The 17,786-nt window shown below is 47.0% G+C and carries 13 protein-coding genes; 1 reads left to right on the forward strand and 12 read right to left on the reverse strand.

What is annotated here, in order from left to right:
* Positions 1–11 precede the first annotated feature (11 nt).
* From ONV78_RS06265 to ONV78_RS06300, 8 genes are all read right to left on the reverse strand, one after another.
* Positions 12–1,769, reverse strand: a complete 1,758-nt coding sequence (locus ONV78_RS06265) for a carbamoyltransferase C-terminal domain-containing protein (protein WP_279501974.1) — start codon at positions 1,767–1,769, stop codon at positions 12–14.
* Positions 1,769–2,941 (reverse strand): hypothetical protein, encoded by a 1,173-nt coding sequence (locus tag ONV78_RS06270; RefSeq protein WP_279501976.1) that lies wholly within the window; start codon positions 2,939–2,941, stop codon positions 1,769–1,771. The genes ONV78_RS06265 and ONV78_RS06270 overlap by 1 nt, the downstream gene beginning before the upstream one ends.
* Before the next feature lie 154 nt (positions 2,942–3,095).
* Positions 3,096–3,959 carry a class I SAM-dependent methyltransferase gene (locus tag ONV78_RS06275; RefSeq protein WP_279501977.1) on the reverse strand — a complete coding sequence of 288 codons (864 nt, stop codon included), beginning with the start codon at positions 3,957–3,959 and terminating at the stop codon, positions 3,096–3,098.
* Positions 3,940–5,814 carry an asparagine synthase (glutamine-hydrolyzing) gene (gene asnB / locus ONV78_RS06280; protein WP_279501978.1) on the reverse strand — a complete coding sequence of 625 codons (1,875 nt, stop codon included), beginning with the start codon at positions 5,812–5,814 and terminating at the stop codon, positions 3,940–3,942. Before asnB ends, ONV78_RS06275 begins: the two co-directional genes overlap by 20 nt.
* Positions 5,815–5,878: 64 nt before the next feature.
* Positions 5,879–6,829, reverse strand: a complete 951-nt coding sequence (locus ONV78_RS06285) for a Wzz/FepE/Etk N-terminal domain-containing protein (RefSeq protein ID WP_279501979.1) — start codon at positions 6,827–6,829, stop codon at positions 5,879–5,881.
* A 123-nt stretch (positions 6,830–6,952) separates the two neighbouring features.
* Positions 6,953–10,039: an SLBB domain-containing protein gene (locus tag ONV78_RS06290; RefSeq protein ID WP_279501980.1), complete on the reverse strand. Its 3,087-nt coding sequence runs from the start codon at positions 10,037–10,039 to the stop codon at positions 6,953–6,955.
* A 17-nt stretch (positions 10,040–10,056) separates the two neighbouring features.
* On the reverse strand, positions 10,057–11,547 hold the full coding sequence (locus ONV78_RS06295; RefSeq protein ID WP_279501981.1) for a capsule assembly Wzi family protein: 1,491 nt from the start codon (positions 11,545–11,547) through the stop codon (positions 10,057–10,059).
* A gap of 226 nt (positions 11,548–11,773) precedes the next feature.
* Positions 11,774–12,121 carry a histone-like nucleoid-structuring protein, MvaT/MvaU family gene (locus ONV78_RS06300; RefSeq protein ID WP_279501982.1) on the reverse strand — a complete coding sequence of 116 codons (348 nt, stop codon included), beginning with the start codon at positions 12,119–12,121 and terminating at the stop codon, positions 11,774–11,776.
* A 226-nt stretch (positions 12,122–12,347) separates the two neighbouring features.
* On the opposite strand from ONV78_RS06300, the gene ONV78_RS06305 reads away from it, so the two are divergent.
* Entirely contained in the window at positions 12,348–12,653 is a 306-nt protein-coding gene (locus ONV78_RS06305; RefSeq protein ID WP_279501983.1) for a helix-hairpin-helix domain-containing protein, read from the forward strand.
* Positions 12,654–12,753: 100 nt separating this feature from the next.
* Here the strand turns inward: ONV78_RS06305 and ONV78_RS06310 are convergent, their stop codons facing one another.
* From ONV78_RS06310 to ONV78_RS06325, 4 genes are all read right to left on the reverse strand, one after another.
* On the reverse strand, positions 12,754–13,923 hold the full coding sequence (locus tag ONV78_RS06310) for a DUF3103 domain-containing protein (protein ID WP_279501985.1): 1,170 nt from the start codon (positions 13,921–13,923) through the stop codon (positions 12,754–12,756).
* Between the two features lie 485 nt (positions 13,924–14,408).
* Positions 14,409–14,993, reverse strand: a complete 585-nt coding sequence (locus tag ONV78_RS06315; protein WP_279501986.1) for an ATP-dependent Clp protease proteolytic subunit — start codon at positions 14,991–14,993, stop codon at positions 14,409–14,411.
* 150 nt (positions 14,994–15,143) lie between these two features.
* A complete protein-coding gene (locus tag ONV78_RS06320; RefSeq protein WP_279501988.1) occupies positions 15,144–15,659 on the reverse strand; it encodes a DUF1993 domain-containing protein in 516 nt (171 codons plus the stop codon).
* A gap of 125 nt (positions 15,660–15,784) precedes the next feature.
* Positions 15,785–17,776 carry a diguanylate cyclase gene (locus tag ONV78_RS06325; RefSeq protein ID WP_279501989.1) on the reverse strand — a complete coding sequence of 664 codons (1,992 nt, stop codon included), beginning with the start codon at positions 17,774–17,776 and terminating at the stop codon, positions 15,785–15,787.
* Between the last annotated feature and the right edge of the window lie 10 nt (positions 17,777–17,786).

Below are 17,786 nucleotides of genomic sequence, written 5' to 3' on the forward strand. Positions count from 1 at the left end.
CCATAGCAACGCTATGATTTTGAGATTAAAAATGTTCCAAGCGCCAAATATTGCAGGCCTGAGTTCTCAAAAGTCATAATTGCCTGTTCTGGCGTGGCGACTAACGGATAGCCATGAAGGTTGAAACTCGTGTTTAAAACAGCTCCTACGCCTGTAAGGCCATGGAACTCATGGATCAGCCTATAATAGTCAGGATTCACTTGCTTTTTGACGACCTGAGGCCTCAACGTGTGGTCCCCTTGATGGATCGCAGCGCGCAGCTGGGCGACCCCTTCCTCTGTCGCCTGATATGTACATATCATATAAGGCGCTTCGGATTTTTCCGGGTTATAGTTTTGCAAATAAAGAGAAGCATGCTCTTCGAGGATGCTGGGAGCGAAAGGCATCCAGAAGTCTCTGGATTTAATCAAGTCATTAACTGTGTAGAAGCTTTCCATATAGCTTGGGTGCGCCAATATGGCTCTATTACCCAATGAACGGGCTCCCCATTCACAGCGGCCATGAAATCTTGCAACGACATTTTTGCTTGCAAGCAGTTGCGCAATTTTTACTTCTATCTCATCAAACTCCTGAATCTTATACTTCTCACTCAACCTCGTTTTTTCTATGTAATCAACAAAATCCTCCCTTGAGTATCCGATCCCCAGAAATAAGTCTTTCAATGGTTTTGTGGGATGACCGCTTCTCGCAGCATAGTCATAACAGGCGCCAATGGGATTAGACTCATCGCCACATGAAGGCATAAAACAGACAGTGTCAACTTCTTCCAAATCCTTAATTCGCTGGTTTAGCTTGACGTTCATAAAAACTCCGCCACCAACAAATATATCCCGCAGTCCCGTTTTCTCTATTCCACTTTTAATCCAGCGAATGCATAGATCTTCCGTTAGATGCTGTAACGCGGCGGCGATATTGTCGAAACGCTCTCCAACTGCATTCTCCACCAGATAATCATAGAATTTCGTCGTATCCACATTGGATGAAAAGCTAAGCGGGTTATGTGGATCTAAATCTATTACCGGTTTAAAAATCTTTTCATAGGTTTTCAGATAGTAGCTTTTTGCATAAGGAGCTAATCCCATTACTTTATATTCATGCTCCAGTATCTTCATGCCTAAAAATCTAGTAGTGTTACTATATATCCCCCCCAGGGAAGACCTCATCGGCGTTTCAGCCAACCTCTCCCAACCGCCATCAGCGCGAGCAATGCTCACAGTGGCGCATAAGCCGTCGCCGCTACCATCTAAGGTAAATATAAGTGCGTCTTTTTTTGATGGAGTTGAACAAAATGAGTGAAATGCCGCACGAGCATGACAGGTATGATGCTCAATATGCTCTATGGATTTTTGCTCAAGTCCTGCTTTTTTTAAGTTAACTTGTAGCTCCTCTACCCCCATCTCCTTTAGCTGATTTGCCCGAATAGTCCTAAGTCGGTCAAATGCTTTAGGAGCCAAACGTCCGGCAATACCTTTTTCGGCTCTTTTGATAAGCTCCGCTATGCTCAGGGAAGTCTGGGTTTCTGGAGTAGATCCAAATAGATAGTCGTAACAAATAGCAGGAAAGACTTCCAAGCTTGCTATCAGCACTTTATCTATCTCGTCCGCACGCCATCCCAACTCTCTGCAAAGAGAGCGAATGGCATCCACCGGAAAATCTGCGGAGTTCTTCTTATTATCCAGCTTCTCCTGACTTAACGCGCCTTTAATCTCACCATCTTCCATCGCTGCGACAGTGGAATTATGACCGACATGAATCGCTAATATCTTCATTAGATCAATCTCTCTTTTTTTATTATAAAGTAATAGGCTAGAGCCAACCCTAGTATATATTCAACATTTACCGCCACAATTGGAGAAATAAATCCAAAATAGTCATACAGTGAAAGTATTAGTGCAATTTTAAAAACCAACTCAACAGCCATAACTTTTATCAGCATACGCAATCTAACCATTGCATAAAGGAAGCTAACCGGCCATCGGGCAAGACTAAGAAATAAAACAGCTCCGGCGCACATTAAGTAATTAAAATCGCCTGAAAGCTCGGAAATATTACCCACCCATACCTTTAGTATGCTTTCTCCTGCAAAGTAAAACACCGTCGCCGCCACAAAGCACATCACTCCATAAGCGAAAAATCCTTTTTTGAAGAGATTTCGCAAATTCTCCTTCTCACCTTTGGCATCCATGTGAATGACATATGGCTCAGCATATCCGGGAATTCTCCACAATGTCTGCATCAGAAGATTAGGGATTTTCCAAATCAGAGTAAGAGTAGCGGCGGCTTCCGCCCCCATTAAATACCCAACAATGATTACATCCGAGAATATAAATAGAAGTAATACTCCATATATTGAGTACCCTGCCGCAAAGCTCTTAAGCATTCTAGAGGCAATTTCTATTTGCGCCCTATCTGGGCGCTGTAAAATCACATAATGTCCGTGGCTGGACATTTTCCTCCAGTAAAAGTGGGTGCATATTCGCATTATCAGGAAGCCAAGCGCCATGGCTATAAATACCGCCTGCATACCGATATCAGACAAGATCATAAGATATACTGAGACAGCCATAATCAAAGGGCTTATAACCTGCAATACATTACCTTCGTGCTGTTTTTTCGTCGCAGCAAACGCAGCCAGCTCAGCGGAAAACTCATACTGGATGATAATGTATATACAAAAGCATGCAATTAAGGAGTGAAAATTAGATATTGCATAGGAGTCAGGAGCCCCGCTAAGCCAGTAACTCTGAAAGTAAACTCCAATTATCGCAAGCAGCACCGCAACGATAAGTCCATAACCTGTAAATAGGTACTTTGATGTTGAGTAGATCTGACGGGCGCCAGCAATATCCTGTTTAGCAACCGCCTCCCCCATAAGACGCGCCCCTCCGCCGCTAACCCAAGTTATTCCTAATGCCAGGAGAGGTATTGCGGCAAGCATCATGGAAATAACTCCAAACCCCCACTTTTCGTACTGGTCAAGATATAGAGGTATCGTAATAAGCTGAGTCAGCATTGTTACGAACATCAGGATATAACCACTTGAAAGTGTGCTTAAGTACGGCTTTATAACTTTTATTGACGCCAAGGCTAGCAATTCATTGTCCCTTTTTAGCGACAAACATAAGACTGGGGTAAAGCCCAATTAGGAATATCACGCTGATTACTGCCTTTCCCACCCCTAATTTATTCAGCATACGAAGAGCCTTTGCTATGCCAGGGTACGCCTTTATCGCCACAGAGTTACCGAGCAATAAGCGTTCTACTTTTTCATAAAATACATTTCTGATAGCGAGTTCATTATTAAGCAGTAATTTCTTAATTTGATGAGGCGTAACAAGCTGCAAGTGATCTAAAAAGAGCGCCTGTCTTCTCTTACCTTGAACCAGAGCACACAAAGACATCCATTTTTTTCCCAGCTTTGGTATCGTCCATATTTGTAAGTGCGGCTCATAGGGCCATATGTAGTTTGGCGCTTCAATGTATATCACTCCATTTTTTGATAGCACCCGCGTCATTTCACTGATGACTTTCTCTACGTCCCTGACATGCTCAATCACCGTACTACATAAAATCAGATCAAACTCACCATCCTCAAAAGGCAGGCTCTCGCCGAAGCCCAGGACAAATCGGCAAGTAGCAACTTCCTTAGATAAAGCTTCCGCCACCTTAACTGCTTCGTGTTCAGGCTCAATACCAGTCACTTTAGCTCCCGGATACTCTTCAGCGAGGGCCACGCAGTTCATTCCAATAGAAGAGCCAACCTCAAGAATGCTTTTTACATTATTTCTGTCTACATACTGGGAGACCCACCGAACTACCTCGCGAGATGACTGAGAACAAGCTTCGTAATGACGTTGGAGGCTGTCGCCCAAAATAATCCGTTCCGCGTGCCCTCTATTGTCAGAGTTGTTCAAGAAGTCCAACCAAAGGGCTTCCGCTTCAGAAGTCAGCGCTCTCATGATTCCTCCAGAGTTGTATGGCGAAGAGCCTCGCGACAGTGCTTGTATCGACGCGACTGTCTCCTCCCAGGTACCGATTCCAGACACCATTCAGATTTTTTGCGTCAAATAGGCCCTCGCAGTCATCCGCTCCGGTAAAAAGACGATTTCCTACATCTCGCCACGGTCCCTTTAAAACATCTTCTTCCTGAATACCCATACCAAAGCCTCGCTTTGGCGCATGCAGTATTTCTTTTGGGATCAAGTCTCCCACTGCTTCCCTGAGAATATATTTCAGACCCTCTCCACTTCCGCCTTTACGCACCTTATCTTTAAAATGTATTCCCATCGCAGCTGCGATAACTTCTTTATCAAGAAAAGGCGCTCGAAATTCCACTGAGGCCATCATTGCGGGCAGATCAGACGAAATTGTTATTGAATGGGCATTCTCAATTAGTAAAGCCAAATAGTTGGACTCATCGATGAAATCTTTATTTGGAAGAAGCGGTCCCCAATAACTCATTTCCTCGGAAACATAGTTCAGCATGGTCCTGGCTATGTCAGGAGGAATAATCAAAGGCCATTGTTCAGCCGCCTTATACTTATAATATGCCGCTTTCCTTAATCCTGGCCTTTCTAGTAAAAACTTTAGCGGCCCCTTTCTCCAACTGTCAGGTGCAATTCGAGCACATGCCAGAAATAAAGCTATGCCGTTTAAAAGCTTTGATATTTTTGCAGTATGGAAATGACCGGTATAACCGAAGAACAGCTCATCAGCGCCATTTCCGCTCATGACGACCTTAACTCCATCCTCATGAATCGCTTCAGACATTTCATAAGTATGAATAAGCGGCAACAGCATGATTGGCTCCCCCCAGGTCGCCAACAAGCTTTTAAAAACCTGAAATTGCCTATCAGCGTCATAATAAAATTCCTTATGACTCACTCCGAAAAGTCTCGCTACCTTTCTCGCCCTGCACAAATCTTCATCCTCAGGGCCAGCTCCGAAGGCATAGGTTCGAATAGTTTGGTTGGTGTGCTTTTTCATCAAAGCGACAATAGCGGAGCTATCTACCCCGCCCGACAATAATGCGCCAACAGGAACATCAGCTTGGGACCGTATAGCCACAGCGTTCTCAATTACATCACGCAGTTCCGCGGCGTCTCTCACCATGCCGGGAGTGGGACTCCAATGCCGCCACATTGACTCCAGCCTTCCTTCGCGAACAATCATTGCGTGGCCTGGCCTAAGCCTTTTAATCCCTTGAAAAGCGGTATGTGGCTCAGGAATATGACGAAGATTATGTAAAAGCATCGCCGCCAAGGCGGAGTGATCAATACTTCTGTTTATATCCGTAAACACTCCCAATGCGGGGATCTCAGAAGAAAAATAAAATCCGCTACTAGTTTCAGCGTATATGAAAGGCTTTTTGCCTACAGGATCCCGTGCGCAAATCAGGATATTTCTCTGATGGTCAAAAAGTGCGAAGGAAAACATCCCTCTTAGCTCATCAAGAAACAATTCTCCCTTCACCCGGTAGGCGACCAGTAAAACCTCAGTATCAGAATTGGAATTAAATTTATATCCAAGCGCCTCATACCGGGTTCGCAGTTCTTTATAGTTATATATCTCTCCATTAAAAACTACGGTCAAGTCACCACAAGGGCTATGCATGGGCTGATTGCCTTGGGGAGATAAATCAACTATGGCCAGCCTGGAGTGACAAAGCCCTATTGCTTTCGACTTATTAAGCCAATAAGCGGAAGCATCAGGGCCGCGATGCCGCTGCTTTTCCAGAATCCCTTTAAGCAACGCCGCGCCATCCTGGTTCGCGCAGTGTGAAGGTTTATAGTAGAAACCGCCTATTCCACACATTAGCTTGATAGATCCTCATATCATTTATATAAATAGTGATAATGCAAGGACAACAATAACAGGCTTACTCACTTTGCTTGCTTTCAGTTAAAATCTGAATAAATAAAACTAATAAAACCCCAAAAACACAACCTGCGATAGCGCCAACGATCACCATTTGAAATCTATTTGGTTTATATTTTTGCTCTGGCACAAACGCAGGATCGATCACCCTGAACACATAATCCTCCCTGACGCTAGCCAACATAGCCACTTTGGCCTGCGCTTCGACTAACTGATATAAAACTCTTTGCATTTCAGCATTTACAGTGAGCCTTATCTGTTCATTTAGATAATCTATGCTTCTTTCGGCTTCAGCTTTTTTCTGTAGCCTTACATGGCTATTCAGTTTATTAATCAGGAGGGTTACCCAATGCGCCGCCTCTTCTGGCTCATACGCCATGACAGAAACCGTTACCAGCCCGGATTTAGGATCTTCAGATACACTTAAATGCTTACTTACAAAGACCTGATAGGTTTTTTGCCAGGAAGGTTCGAGAGAAGATAATTCCTCCTCATCATCTCCCTTTAACCAGGTTAAGAGTCCGCCTAGCAGAGAGCCCGGTTTTTTCCACTGTCCACTCTCTTTATCCCAGTTTTTAATAAACAGAGAGGACTTAATATTTTCCTCTTTCAAAAAATGCGTGAGAAAATCTTGTGACTTCAGGATAGCCAGCGCCTCTGTTACTTCAGACTTCCCTCCGCCAATATTAAGTCCCGCGATACTGGCCAACCCTCCAAACTGACCCGCAAGACCTGCAAGCCCCCCTTTTTGCTCTTCCTGCGCCGGCGTCAACAATACAGATGACTTATATATATTCGGTTTATTAACCGCCATTAATATCGCAAAAAAAATTGAAATGAAGGTTATGGATATTATTAGCCACTTCCCCTTCCACAAGGTGCGAAATATGTCCTTAAGACTGACTTCGTTATCCTTGTACGTTTCAATAACAGGAAAAGTCTTTCTTTCCATAGTTCAATAGTCCATAGAGAAGGTCATTTCTCTTCCTATCTGGATAGATAATCTTTTCATAAACCCTCCTGAACAAAGTAACAGTAACTACATTAATGTAGTTACACCAGGGAATTATTTACGCTATAAACTTGCAACCGCCGCCGCTCCCAAAGCAATCTGATAGAAGATCTGACTGACATTCGTCCAAAGCTGTAGCTTACTAAGCCTGTCCGTTTCCAGGGGCACTACGATAGTGTCTCCAGGTCCTATCTTCTCCGTACCACTGCTAAACCAAGGGGAACCGCCTGGTAGCCAAACGGAGCCATTTGCCCTTACAACATAAGTACGCCCCGCGTCCGCTTGAGCCGTTTCGCCGCCACTCCGTTTAATATAGTCTTCAACGGAAAGATTTTGATAAAAGATATGGCTGGTGGAAAACTGGACTTCTCCTATGACCGTCACAGATTGCGTGACTGGAGGAACGATTAATCTATCTCCCTCCTGCAAAATGACATCTTGTTTCTTATCCCCTTGCATCAACGCATTCAAATCTATTACCAGACGACCCAGAGGCTTGCTCTCTTTGACTTGGCTAAGCAAGTTTTCCAATGTGCCCAGATCAGATGTAGATATTTCCTGCCCAGGGTTGCCTTCCCTGGCCAATTGCAGTTGCAGTGAGGCCAAGTCCCTTTTCAAGCGCGCCTCTGCCTCTTTCAACCTCTCCGCCTCCAACTCAGCCAAACGCTCTCTTGTATAGATCGCCCCCTTAATAAAGGCGTTCGAGCTGAATCCCCCAGCCCTCTCGATGACTTGCGATAGCGTCTCACCCTTTCTAACTACATATTCTCCCGGAAACTGAACTTCCCCCTCCAAAGTGACGGTATATCGCTCCGCGTACTCAGGTATAGTTTTTATAAATACCTTATCCATTGCTTTTAGCTCGCTCGTCACGCCATCAGTCAGCGTATTTACAGGCGCATTAAATACTTCCAAGTCGCTTTTTGCAGAAGAGACATTTATGCGCGATATTTCGGCCTGCAGCGTATATGAAGAGTCGAGCAATCCCCCCGCCGCACGAATGAGCCGATCAATTGAGAATTTTTCCGTAACAGGATAGGAGCCGGGGAACTTCACCGCGCCGCCAATGGTCACATACTGAGGGGGGCGGCCCGGGCGCGCTTGCTCTCGCAACCTGCTAATAACGTCTTCAAGAAGCGGCTCCCTGATTGCATCTTTATTAAAGAGAATGAGCTTATCTAAGGACTTAATCGTATAGCCGGCATCTCGCTTGTCAGAAAAAATTTCTACCAAGTCCAGCGCCTTAACTGCAATATCTCCACGCGGGTTGACCTCTCTTATCAATAGCGCGTAATTGAGGTCCGTTACAGCTGGGTCTATCCCCCCTGCAGCAATGATAGCGTCCTTCACAGAGTAGTTTTCAGGTAACGGAAACTTACCTTGCAGGCGAGCGGTTCCAAGAACGGAGAATGTTTTTTCTTTCTCGGCCGGGCTGGACTGCGCCTTTAATTTTCTTAACAGTCCGGCCAGCATTTTGCTTCTGCTGCGATATCGATCAAAAACCAGCAGCCGGTCCTTATCCATCATAACCACATTTGCAGCGCTACTTGGTTTTGAAAGGGCTTCCCCTAGTTTGACGTGAATAACTTCAATGTCTTTATAGGCGCCCTTTTCTCTGACTATCAGCGCATACTCCAGGTCCGACAAAGGTTTTAAGCCTGATTTGATGGAGTGCAAGACATCACTGACCCGCATCCCCGGACTCCAGTCGTATACCCCTGGGCGGCTGACTTCGCCCAAGATTTTCACGTAGCCTTCCACAAGTTCATCCACGGCGCCGACAGTAATTAAGTCACCATTTTTGACGCCAAACCTTTCCCCCTGCTTGGTAAGGAGATTCACGTCCTGCACCGTCTTTTTAAAGCCATCGGCGACCCTCTCCACCTTGGTGAACTTCGGGTAGGCTTCCGCCCGAAGCCCCCCCGCCAGCTCTACAACTCCAGATATCGTCTTTTCATTCTTCAGCTCGTAGACAGCAGGGCGTTGAACATAGCCATCAACGCCCACAGCTTTACCTTTGGGAGGGATAAAAATGACATCGCCAGGCTGCAAGCGATGATCGGCGCTTGTGTCTCCGCTCAGCAGTAAGTCATACAAATCCAAAGCGGAAATCAGCTTACCTTGGCGCTTAAGCTGAATATTACGTAGCGAACCAGTAGGCCTCACTCCTCCGCTGACAAACAGAGCATTAGTCATGGTAGATAACGAACTTACCGTATAAGCACCCGGCGTTCTTGCCTCGCCCAGGATAAACACCCTTATGCTTCTTAGCTCGCCCAGGGAAATAGCACTCTCAACGCCAATAAATTTTTGTTGAATCAAACGTGTTAATTGATCTTTCAACTCGTTGAAAGACAAGCCCGCCACGGGAATTGGTCCTATTTGAGGTATCTGAATCTGACCGTCCCTGGTGACTATCAGCTCGTGTAGTTGATTTTCTTTGCCAAACATCTGCACCCGGATAGTGTCTCCAGGTCCAACGATATACTCTGCGGGTATAGGTATTTCAGTGACTGGTGCAAACGTGGTTGGCGCACCAGCAAATAGGTCATAGCCAAATGGTTTTATTTTATTGGCGGTAGAAGGCGCATCACGCCTCTCTTCTCTCTCTCGTCTTTCTCGCCACTCCCGCTGATCCAACTGTTCTCGTTTGTCTTGGCGGTCAGTCCTGTACTGCTTGTTATGCCGATCCTTATTATAACGCTCCCTGTTTTCCTCCCTTGAAGACCAGCTTCTATCTCTCTCATACTCTACATCTTGACCCAGATCTCTATCGGCAGGCGGCTCATCATCGCGCAACAGCCAGTCTTGCTCATAGGAGTACGCCCCTTCGTCCGGCTCCCATTCATATCCATACTCATCAATACGACTGTCAGGTCCGCCACTGTCAGCAAAACGCTCTTGCTCTTCAGAAGGCAATGGCCTGACTGGTGATTCCGGAGCTGGCTCAAGTTTTTTCTGGCTTGTGGTGGCCTGTGATTTTTTTAAAGCGTTTATATCCAGACCATATTGTTGGGCAAGCGCCTTTTGTTGCGCCTCAGGAAGCGAAAGAAACTGCTGCACTTGCTCTTGCGTTAGCGTCTGAGCGCCTGAGAGCAAGCTCCATCCCCAGAGAAGTATTATCGCTATAGCTTTATACATACTGTGCATATATACGTTCTTCATTATTAAAATCTATATGTCCCTTCAAGCCACACCAGGAAATCGCCACTTGCGGCATAATCGTTGATTAATTCTCTAGAGAAATAGTTACAGCCGACTTCATACCGCAATCCTCCCCATTCACTCTGATACGCCAGCTGAGCTTCCCACAGCGACTCTTCATAAAACTCTCCGCTAGGCGAAGGGGCGATTCGCGCGCTGTCAATGTTCGCGCGCACTTTTGCAACAGACCCTGTTATCACCGTAGAACTCGGGGAAATTAAACGCAGTCCAATAGAGTATATTTCCGCATCATTATCCACTGAGGCTCCAATAGAGCGTCCGTGATATCTGTAGCCTGTCAGATAAATTTGATGGTTATATGCAACGTTGGAAGAAAGAGATCCAAAAACTCCCCCCGCCGAGGTCGTCGCAGCCTCAAGGAAAACACCATAATCCCAATCATTGAAGCCAAATGAACTTTCAAGCCCACCGAGCCATAGCCTCTTGGACGGTAGGCCTCCAGCTTCATCTTCTCCAACCACTTGCAGGTAGAGGGCGGAGGGAAACGAATCAAAATCAAGGGAAAAGCGCAGGTCGACACCGGCTAACTGATTACCTGGCTCATTCTCAGCAATGACCCCTCCATCTCCGACGTTGTCTCTCCCCAACAACATATCAACCAAACTGGAAATTGACTGAGGACGCCCCTCTCCTCCCCACTGAGCAACCCGATATAATCCAAACTCCAGATTTTGCAGCGGTCTAAAAGAGAAACGAGCGCCTAGCAGTTTGGCGTCGGGCACAGCACGCTCGCCCTCCAATTGACCACCAAACATTTCGAAGCTCCAAGGCCCTAACCAGGAAAGCCAGCGTGTTTCAAAAGAAGTGTCGGCATTACGCCGCAGGAACACGCCAGGGACCGGCCTGGCATTATTGGAAAGAATAAGACTGGATTGCCACCCCGGTCCCCACCAGCGGTCAATTGCGCCGATGCCAAAAACCCAATTACCGAAGATTCCAGCAATATAAGAGCCGTCGGCCCGAGCAGTAGGAGTCTCGTCATAATCTCCATTGACGCCGCCGACACGTATGCCGGCAGCCAAAAAACTACCCAAAAATTCCGCTTGCAACCATGCTTCATCTTTCTCTGTAAAACTGTCACCAAAGCCTTTTAGGAAAGGAGAACGACTGGAAGCATAGAATTGCGCTTCAAAATGAGCGCTCTGAGTCTTATAGCGGCGTAATTCAAATTGGACATAGTCGAAAGCGGTACGAATACGATCGGAAGGGAGTTCTGCGCGGTCGATCAGCATCAATTCTCTATCGATGCTGGACCAGGAGATAGGCCACGCCATCACATTCAGGTTGGCGTACCCTGAATCGACTAGTAGCTGCAGGCTATGACGCAGACGGATATCGTCAGTATCCGCCCATGGCGAAGCATGCGCATTAAGTGACCAGACCAGGAGCAAGGCAAGTACAGACTTCCTCCCCGGAATTAGTGATTCCTTCACCCTTATTACCGATTATTGTAGTTGTCTGATACCACTCTGATTAGGAGAGCTGGCGTTATTATAATTAGATACAGCTATTTAAAAGGATTATAGGAGAGATGTTTTGGAATGTGTAGGAAGCGAGGAAAATTAATTTTTGCGCATTATTTAACCAAATCAATGCATTAGGTGACTGATTTTGGTGCGCGCTACCTGCCAAAAAGCACTGCAGGTAGCGCCCAAAAACTTAGCTGATCCAGCTGTCGACGGTTTCTTTGCCGTGCTTACCGCGCCATTCGTTCAACACTTTATGATTGCCGCCGCGGGTTTTAACCACTTCGCCAGTATGAGGGTTTTTGTATACTTTCAAAGGACGAACGCCACGACGTTTATCAGTCGCACTAGGTTTCTCGTCTTTGTTCCACATACGAACGACTTCTTCTTTGGATACCCCGTATTTATCCATTAAGTCCTGTAGTTTCTTTTGAAACTCTAACGTTTTCTTAACACTCTCATCGCTCTCCAATGCTTCGATCTTCTTCTTGAGATTTTCGTAGGCGGCTTTTGCTTCAATATAAGCAGATAGTTTATTCATTTATAGCTCCGGGGGTTATTCGATCGGGTTTACAATCATCCCATAACAATGTAATTAAAAATAAATAAATATCAAGAGGTATATGGAGCATTTCTTACAGCCGTACGTTATTTCTTACGAAAAATTCAGAATAAAGCGTACAGCTTTTTTAAACGCATTGAGCATAATAGCGCCACCACCGGGATCGGTGGATATTAAATCAAATACTTCAATGGAGTGATTTCACATGCAAAAACTGCTATCCGTTATTTTCTTCGCTTTTACTCTCGCCTTCGCTAATGTTTCATTCGCTACGGACGTCGCGCCACAGCAAACGCAGCCGGCCGCGCAACAGAATGTGGTGAATATTAATACGGCGGACGCCGAAGCATTAGCAAAAGCACTCAATGGCATTGGCCTTAAAAAAGCCGAAGCTATTATAGAGTTTCGCACCACCAACGGCCCCTTCAAAGATATTTCCGAGTTGGCGCTGGTTAAAGGTATTGGAGAGAAAACCGTGGAGAAAAATCGTAGCTTGATTGTGCTGGAATAATATTGAGGCATTCGAAAGGCCCCTCCACGACAGTTATAACTGCTCCTAGAGTGGGCCTTTTTTATTTGGCGGGCGTATCTATGCGCCCGTTGATTTACCGTTATTTAATTCCATTCAACGTGTAGGGTCTCATAGTCGTCATCGCATTACCCGATACGCCCATGTGATTTCCATAGTGCATACTCTTTTCTAATGTATAGAAAGAGTCCAGATAGTCGTCGTCATTGCTGAACCAATGTTCTGGCATCAGCTCGACAATTCCGCTGCCTAAAGCCACCAATGCCCCAATCTCCGGCTGCCCCAGCGCTGACAAAACTTCAGCGGCGGTAGTCAGAAGTTTTTGCGCCAGCGTTTGATAGTTGGTGTTGTCGTCATGCTCCATCAAAATGATATTCGCTGCGCCCCAACGATATCTATCCCAATAAACGACAATCTGGTTGGGGTAATATGTTTTGCCGTCTTCATCGAGATAAGGCATGTCCACAATATCCAGCGCCGGCTCATCTCTGCTGGGATCAACGCCTGTCACAATCGCGTATACCTCAGCATTGCCAGAGATCCATGGTTCCTCGTCGTCTTCCAAACGGATGCTGTCCAGTATGGTCACATCGATGCTATCCGACTGAGCTTTATTGATCTGAATGGATTTAGACGCAGATCGAGAAAAAACCTCGCGCATCTGCGCCAGGCCAAGCTGCATATCCTTTTTCGCATTGATGTCGACAACGACAACGGGCTGCTCCGGCATATTCCACACATCCAGCAAGTGCAAACCGCCATTGCTGTCATAGGCTTCAATATATTGCCAGGAAGATTCATCCCCATCCGGTTCGTAGGCATAGAGAGGCTCCACGCCCTCTTGTAACTGCGACATCATCTGCGGAGCGGCTATACGCAACTCAAGTAATGTTTCCCCTTTTGTACGTATGCCTTTCTTGTTCAGGACGCTTCTTTCTGCGCTTTGCGCCTGATTCACAAAGGAACTGGATAAACCCTTTACATCCTTCAGTACATTGGCCACCGAGACGCTGCCGTTATTTTCCTTTAATTGGCGTACAAGATCCGCTGGATTAATTTCCCGTGCAGCGGCGCTGGCCATCATACGTTTTTCATTGGCGAGTTTGATAAATCCAGGCGGGACGAACTTAGAGTGAATAGCAGGAACATTTGATGGCGAGTTATTAATGGTGACCGTTTCGGCCGCCGTTATATTGGACATGAAACTGCACGCCAACAAAGTTACGAATCCCAAAGCAGTATTTTTCCTCATACTGAATTCCTTATTATTTCCTTATTGATAGAACCCTGATACAGGTCTATTCCCTCGACTACGAGCGCTGGATAAATGGAAAAGAGCGAATAGCCCCCATCAGGGGTTACTGCCGGAGAACACACTGGATTTTGATAACGACTTTATATGCATGAGAGGTCCGCCGGTCATTTGAGAATACAACATGTTTTCCAAAAAGTTTCTCAATGATTTAGTTTTTTTAATATTTTTGAGAAGAATGTTGCAAGTTTCAGTTTTATCGGCTGAATAGGATAGTGACGAGGCTGATATTTTTTCCTATGCTCTAGAGCCAAATGACTCTAAAAATCTCTTTAGTATCAGCAGGCTGAGGCGGAAATAGAGATACATTGTTATCTATTTTTCACGCCAGAATTATATATTCGATAAGGTCGGTTATATAAATCGTTATAAATAAATCATGAGCGCTTTAAACCGCGCTCATGAAGCAGTAGAGAATATAAAGTTTACTGGAGATCCTTGTAGGACTCGATGACACGGGAGACAATGCCGTAATCCATCGCCTCCTCTGGACTCATCCAAAAATCCCTTTCTATATCCACCAATACTTTTTCGAATGGTTTGCCCGTCTGTCTGGCGACAACATGGGCGATACGCTCACGGGCTCTCAGGATCTCTTTCGCCTGAATGGCGATATCCGAGGCAGGACCGCCTGCGCCGCCGCCAGGTTGGTGAATCATAAAGCGCGTATTGGGCAAACAAACTCGACGCTCTTTTTCCGCCGCCAGATAGATATGCGTACCCGCACTGGCGACCCACCCAGCGCCTACCGTAATGACCGGTGCGCGGATAAAACGAATAATGTCGTGAATTGCGTCTCCCGACTCCACATGCCCGCCGGGAGAAGATATCAGCACTCTGATAGGGTCTTCCGAGTCTTCCGCCAAGGCTATCAAGCGCTGGCAGGTCGCTTGCGCCATTTCATGGTTAATCTCGCCGAAAATAAACACAAAACGGGACTTGAATGAATACTGCTCTTCAATACGGTCAGTCTTACTCCCCTTTTCAGGTTCGCCGGACAACTTTTCCATGGATCACTCTCCTTATATTGATTTTAGCTTGCGCACTGAACGCAACCGGTGATTAAGCCACCTCAGTATAGTTCACCTCGTCCAAATCAAAACAACCCCAAAAGTAACCCCGAGAAGTAACCTCGGTGCAAAGGTCAATGCTCATGAGGCTCAAAACGCAAATCCCGGGGGATACTCATGAAAACCATCGAAATCCATCTTCCCGACTGGAACCCCACACTGTCGCAAAATTGCGTAGACCATGCTGAGATGAAAGAAAAAATTCGGCAATGCATACTGGGTAAGAAAAGTTTGACCATCCAATCGCAACTCTTTGAACCCGGCTGTCGTCACAATTTCCCGTTCTGCAGCCTTGGTAAAACTTTGCGCTGACAAGGCCTGCAAATAGCGCTCTGCTTCTTGAATTTGACGGTGCAGATCTGCAACTGTGTCTTCATGAGACTCTGTTTCCGGTATATCCAGCCCGGCTAGCGGATAGCAGGTCCGCAGAGAAAAACCGATCGCCGTGCGCACCTGCTGAACAAGTGGGAACATACCCGGCGCGAGACTCGTTTGCAGTATTGCTTCCTGTTTAGACGCCGTCTCAGCATATGCCTCCAGGCGGTTCAACATGACGGACAAACGCCGCAAATAGTGTTCAAAGACGATAACAGATTGATCGTACATGCTACTCCTTAATCGATAGCCACATGAAATACTTAGCGTTGGCGATCATTAAATACAGGACGCAAGACGACGAGTAAATGCCTGAGAGGTAAATGAAGGCGTTGCCGCGACGTTACAGAGCCAGGCTATTCTTCGGCGCCATGCAGATCGGCGTAATACCGATACTGCCCAGGACCGCTTTTTTTGGCTTCGTACATGGCTTCATCCGCACAGGAAAGCAGTTGAGACTCACCAGAGACATCATCAGGATAGACGGCGATGCCAATACTGGGGGAGGTGCGTACTTCGACGCTTGCCAATATGTATGGCGCAGACAGGCTCTTGATAATGCTTTCCGCAAGCCGCGTAACATCGGAAACGCCTTTAATATCCAGAAGCACCACCACAAATTCATCGCCCCCGAGCCTGACGATCAAATCCGACTCGCGCACCACTTGACGTAATCGGCGCGTCACCTCCTGAAGCAGCGCGTCGCCAATGTCATGTCCATGGTTATCATTGACGTCTTTGAAACGATCAAGATCCAGATATAGCGCAGCGACCTTCTTGTTCTGTCGCCGGGCCACCGCCAGCTCTTGCGTAATAAAAGTAGAGAGGAAGCGTCGATTGGGCAGCCCCGTCAACGTATCGTGAGTCGCGAAGTATTCCGCCTGTCGCTGCGCGGTCATTTCGCTGATCAGTAACGCCACGGCGACTGCAGAGGCTTTCTTCTCTTCAAACAGGGGCAGACAGGAGGCTAAAAAGTGCCGCGACTTACCTGCACTGCTCTCATTCATCGTCATCTCAATACCAAACTCCGGGGCCCCGGACTCCAACACTTTCAATACCACCGGTTTGGTCCACTCCATCAACTCACTGGAGATTTCATGGATATTACGCCCCACCACCCACGTATTATCCACCCCAAACCAGTCCGCCAAACGGGTATTGATGCGCAGGCAGTTCAAGTCCTGCCCGATCATAGCGATGCCAACCGGTGAGCCTTCGTACAGCATTTGCAGCTCCGAATACTGACGCTGCAAGGTTTCCTCTCGATTGCGCAGCTTCTCCAACATATCTCGCAAGGCCGCCGCCAATCCGCGAATTTCTCTGGGGGCGAATGATTCCGTGTAGGAAAGTTGGCTATCCGTGCGCTCAATCGCTTCCGCGGAAGCCGCCAGCTCTCTTAGAGGACGCGAAATACGCGCCGCGATCATCCAGCCAATCATTGCAAAAATGATAGTAATCGAGCCTCCCCACATCCATATTGCCGCACTCAGCTGCCGAACCGGGCCGAGGGCCTGGGAGACTTCCCGTCGCGCAATCACTGTCCACCCAAGCCCGGAGTATTCCAGGAACCCTTTGGTGCCGGAAAAGCCTGTCAAATACTTCTGACCATCAGGCCAAGTCATAATGTGGGTTTCGTTGCCTTTGAGCGAATCTGGAAGCGTCACTTTCGTAAAAGGCGTATTTTCAGGCGCCAGCAGGACATCGCCATCCTTTGAGAGCACCAGCAGTTCTATATCTTTGTTGCGTTGCTGCAGCAGGCTGGATGCGGCTTCTTTAACCCAGTCCCAGTTAAGGTGAGCGCCCATTACGCCAATTGGCGCGCCATCCGGCCCGAGAATCGGCGCAGCGAAGTCCACGATACGCAGAGGTTGCGTCGGATCTCCCTGACGCGGATAGCGATCAAGCATTTCGCTATCTCTTACATCGCCAACATAAGGGGCGAGATGCCCTTCTTTCCACCAGGGCAAGCTGGAAACATCCACTCCTTCCATCAGACCACCGGTAGCTCGGAGCACCACACCGTTAACATCGGTGAGACCCACCCAGGCGTAATAGCCGTAAGTTCGCTTGAGGGTTTCCAGAATATTGCGCTGCAGCTCCGCCTGGGAGCCATTGAGATTGCGGATAGTGGGGAGACTGGACACGTTGATCATGTCACTGAGCCTTTCGAACATCCCCCTATCCAACCGATCCGCCATTTGATAAGCGAGTTCAGAATACTGCTCCCCTAACTCATTCCGTAAACGGTGCGAAGCCTCATAGTCGACAATCCCATTCACAAGGCTGGTGGTGATGAAGACTATTCCGGCAAGGGTGAGTGATAGCAGGGTTCGAATACCCAGATTCATAGCGGCCGAT

Origin of the sequence: Hahella sp. CR1 (assembly GCF_029813005.1) — a bacterium.
Lineage (GTDB): Bacteria > Pseudomonadota > Gammaproteobacteria > Pseudomonadales > Oleiphilaceae > Hahella.

Excerpts from the sequence above, each read along its gene's own strand:
- ONV78_RS06265 (WP_279501974.1), bottom strand. The coding sequence starts at position 1,769 with ATGAAGATATTAGCGATTCATGTCGGTCATAATTCCACTGTCGCAGCG.
- ONV78_RS06270 (WP_279501976.1), bottom strand. The coding sequence starts at position 2,941 with ATGATGCTTGCCGCAATACCTCTCCTGGCATTAGGAATAACTTGGGTT.
- ONV78_RS06275 (WP_279501977.1), bottom strand. The coding sequence starts at position 3,959 with ATGAGAGCGCTGACTTCTGAAGCGGAAGCCCTTTGGTTGGACTTCTTG.
- asnB (WP_279501978.1), bottom strand. The coding sequence starts at position 5,814 with ATGTGTGGAATAGGCGGTTTCTACTATAAACCTTCACACTGCGCGAAC.
- ONV78_RS06285 (WP_279501979.1), bottom strand. The coding sequence starts at position 6,829 with ATGGAAAGAAAGACTTTTCCTGTTATTGAAACGTACAAGGATAACGAA.
- ONV78_RS06290 (WP_279501980.1), bottom strand. The coding sequence starts at position 10,039 with ATGCACAGTATGTATAAAGCTATAGCGATAATACTTCTCTGGGGATGG.
- ONV78_RS06300 (WP_279501982.1), bottom strand. The coding sequence starts at position 12,121 with ATGAATAAACTATCTGCTTATATTGAAGCAAAAGCCGCCTACGAAAAT.
- ONV78_RS06305 (WP_279501983.1), top strand. The coding sequence starts at position 12,348 with ATGCAAAAACTGCTATCCGTTATTTTCTTCGCTTTTACTCTCGCCTTC.
- ONV78_RS06310 (WP_279501985.1), bottom strand. The coding sequence starts at position 13,923 with ATGAGGAAAAATACTGCTTTGGGATTCGTAACTTTGTTGGCGTGCAGT.
- ONV78_RS06315 (WP_279501986.1), bottom strand. The coding sequence starts at position 14,993 with ATGGAAAAGTTGTCCGGCGAACCTGAAAAGGGGAGTAAGACTGACCGT.
- ONV78_RS06320 (WP_279501988.1), bottom strand. The coding sequence starts at position 15,659 with ATGTACGATCAATCTGTTATCGTCTTTGAACACTATTTGCGGCGTTTG.
- ONV78_RS06325 (WP_279501989.1), bottom strand. The coding sequence starts at position 17,776 with ATGAATCTGGGTATTCGAACCCTGCTATCACTCACCCTTGCCGGAATA.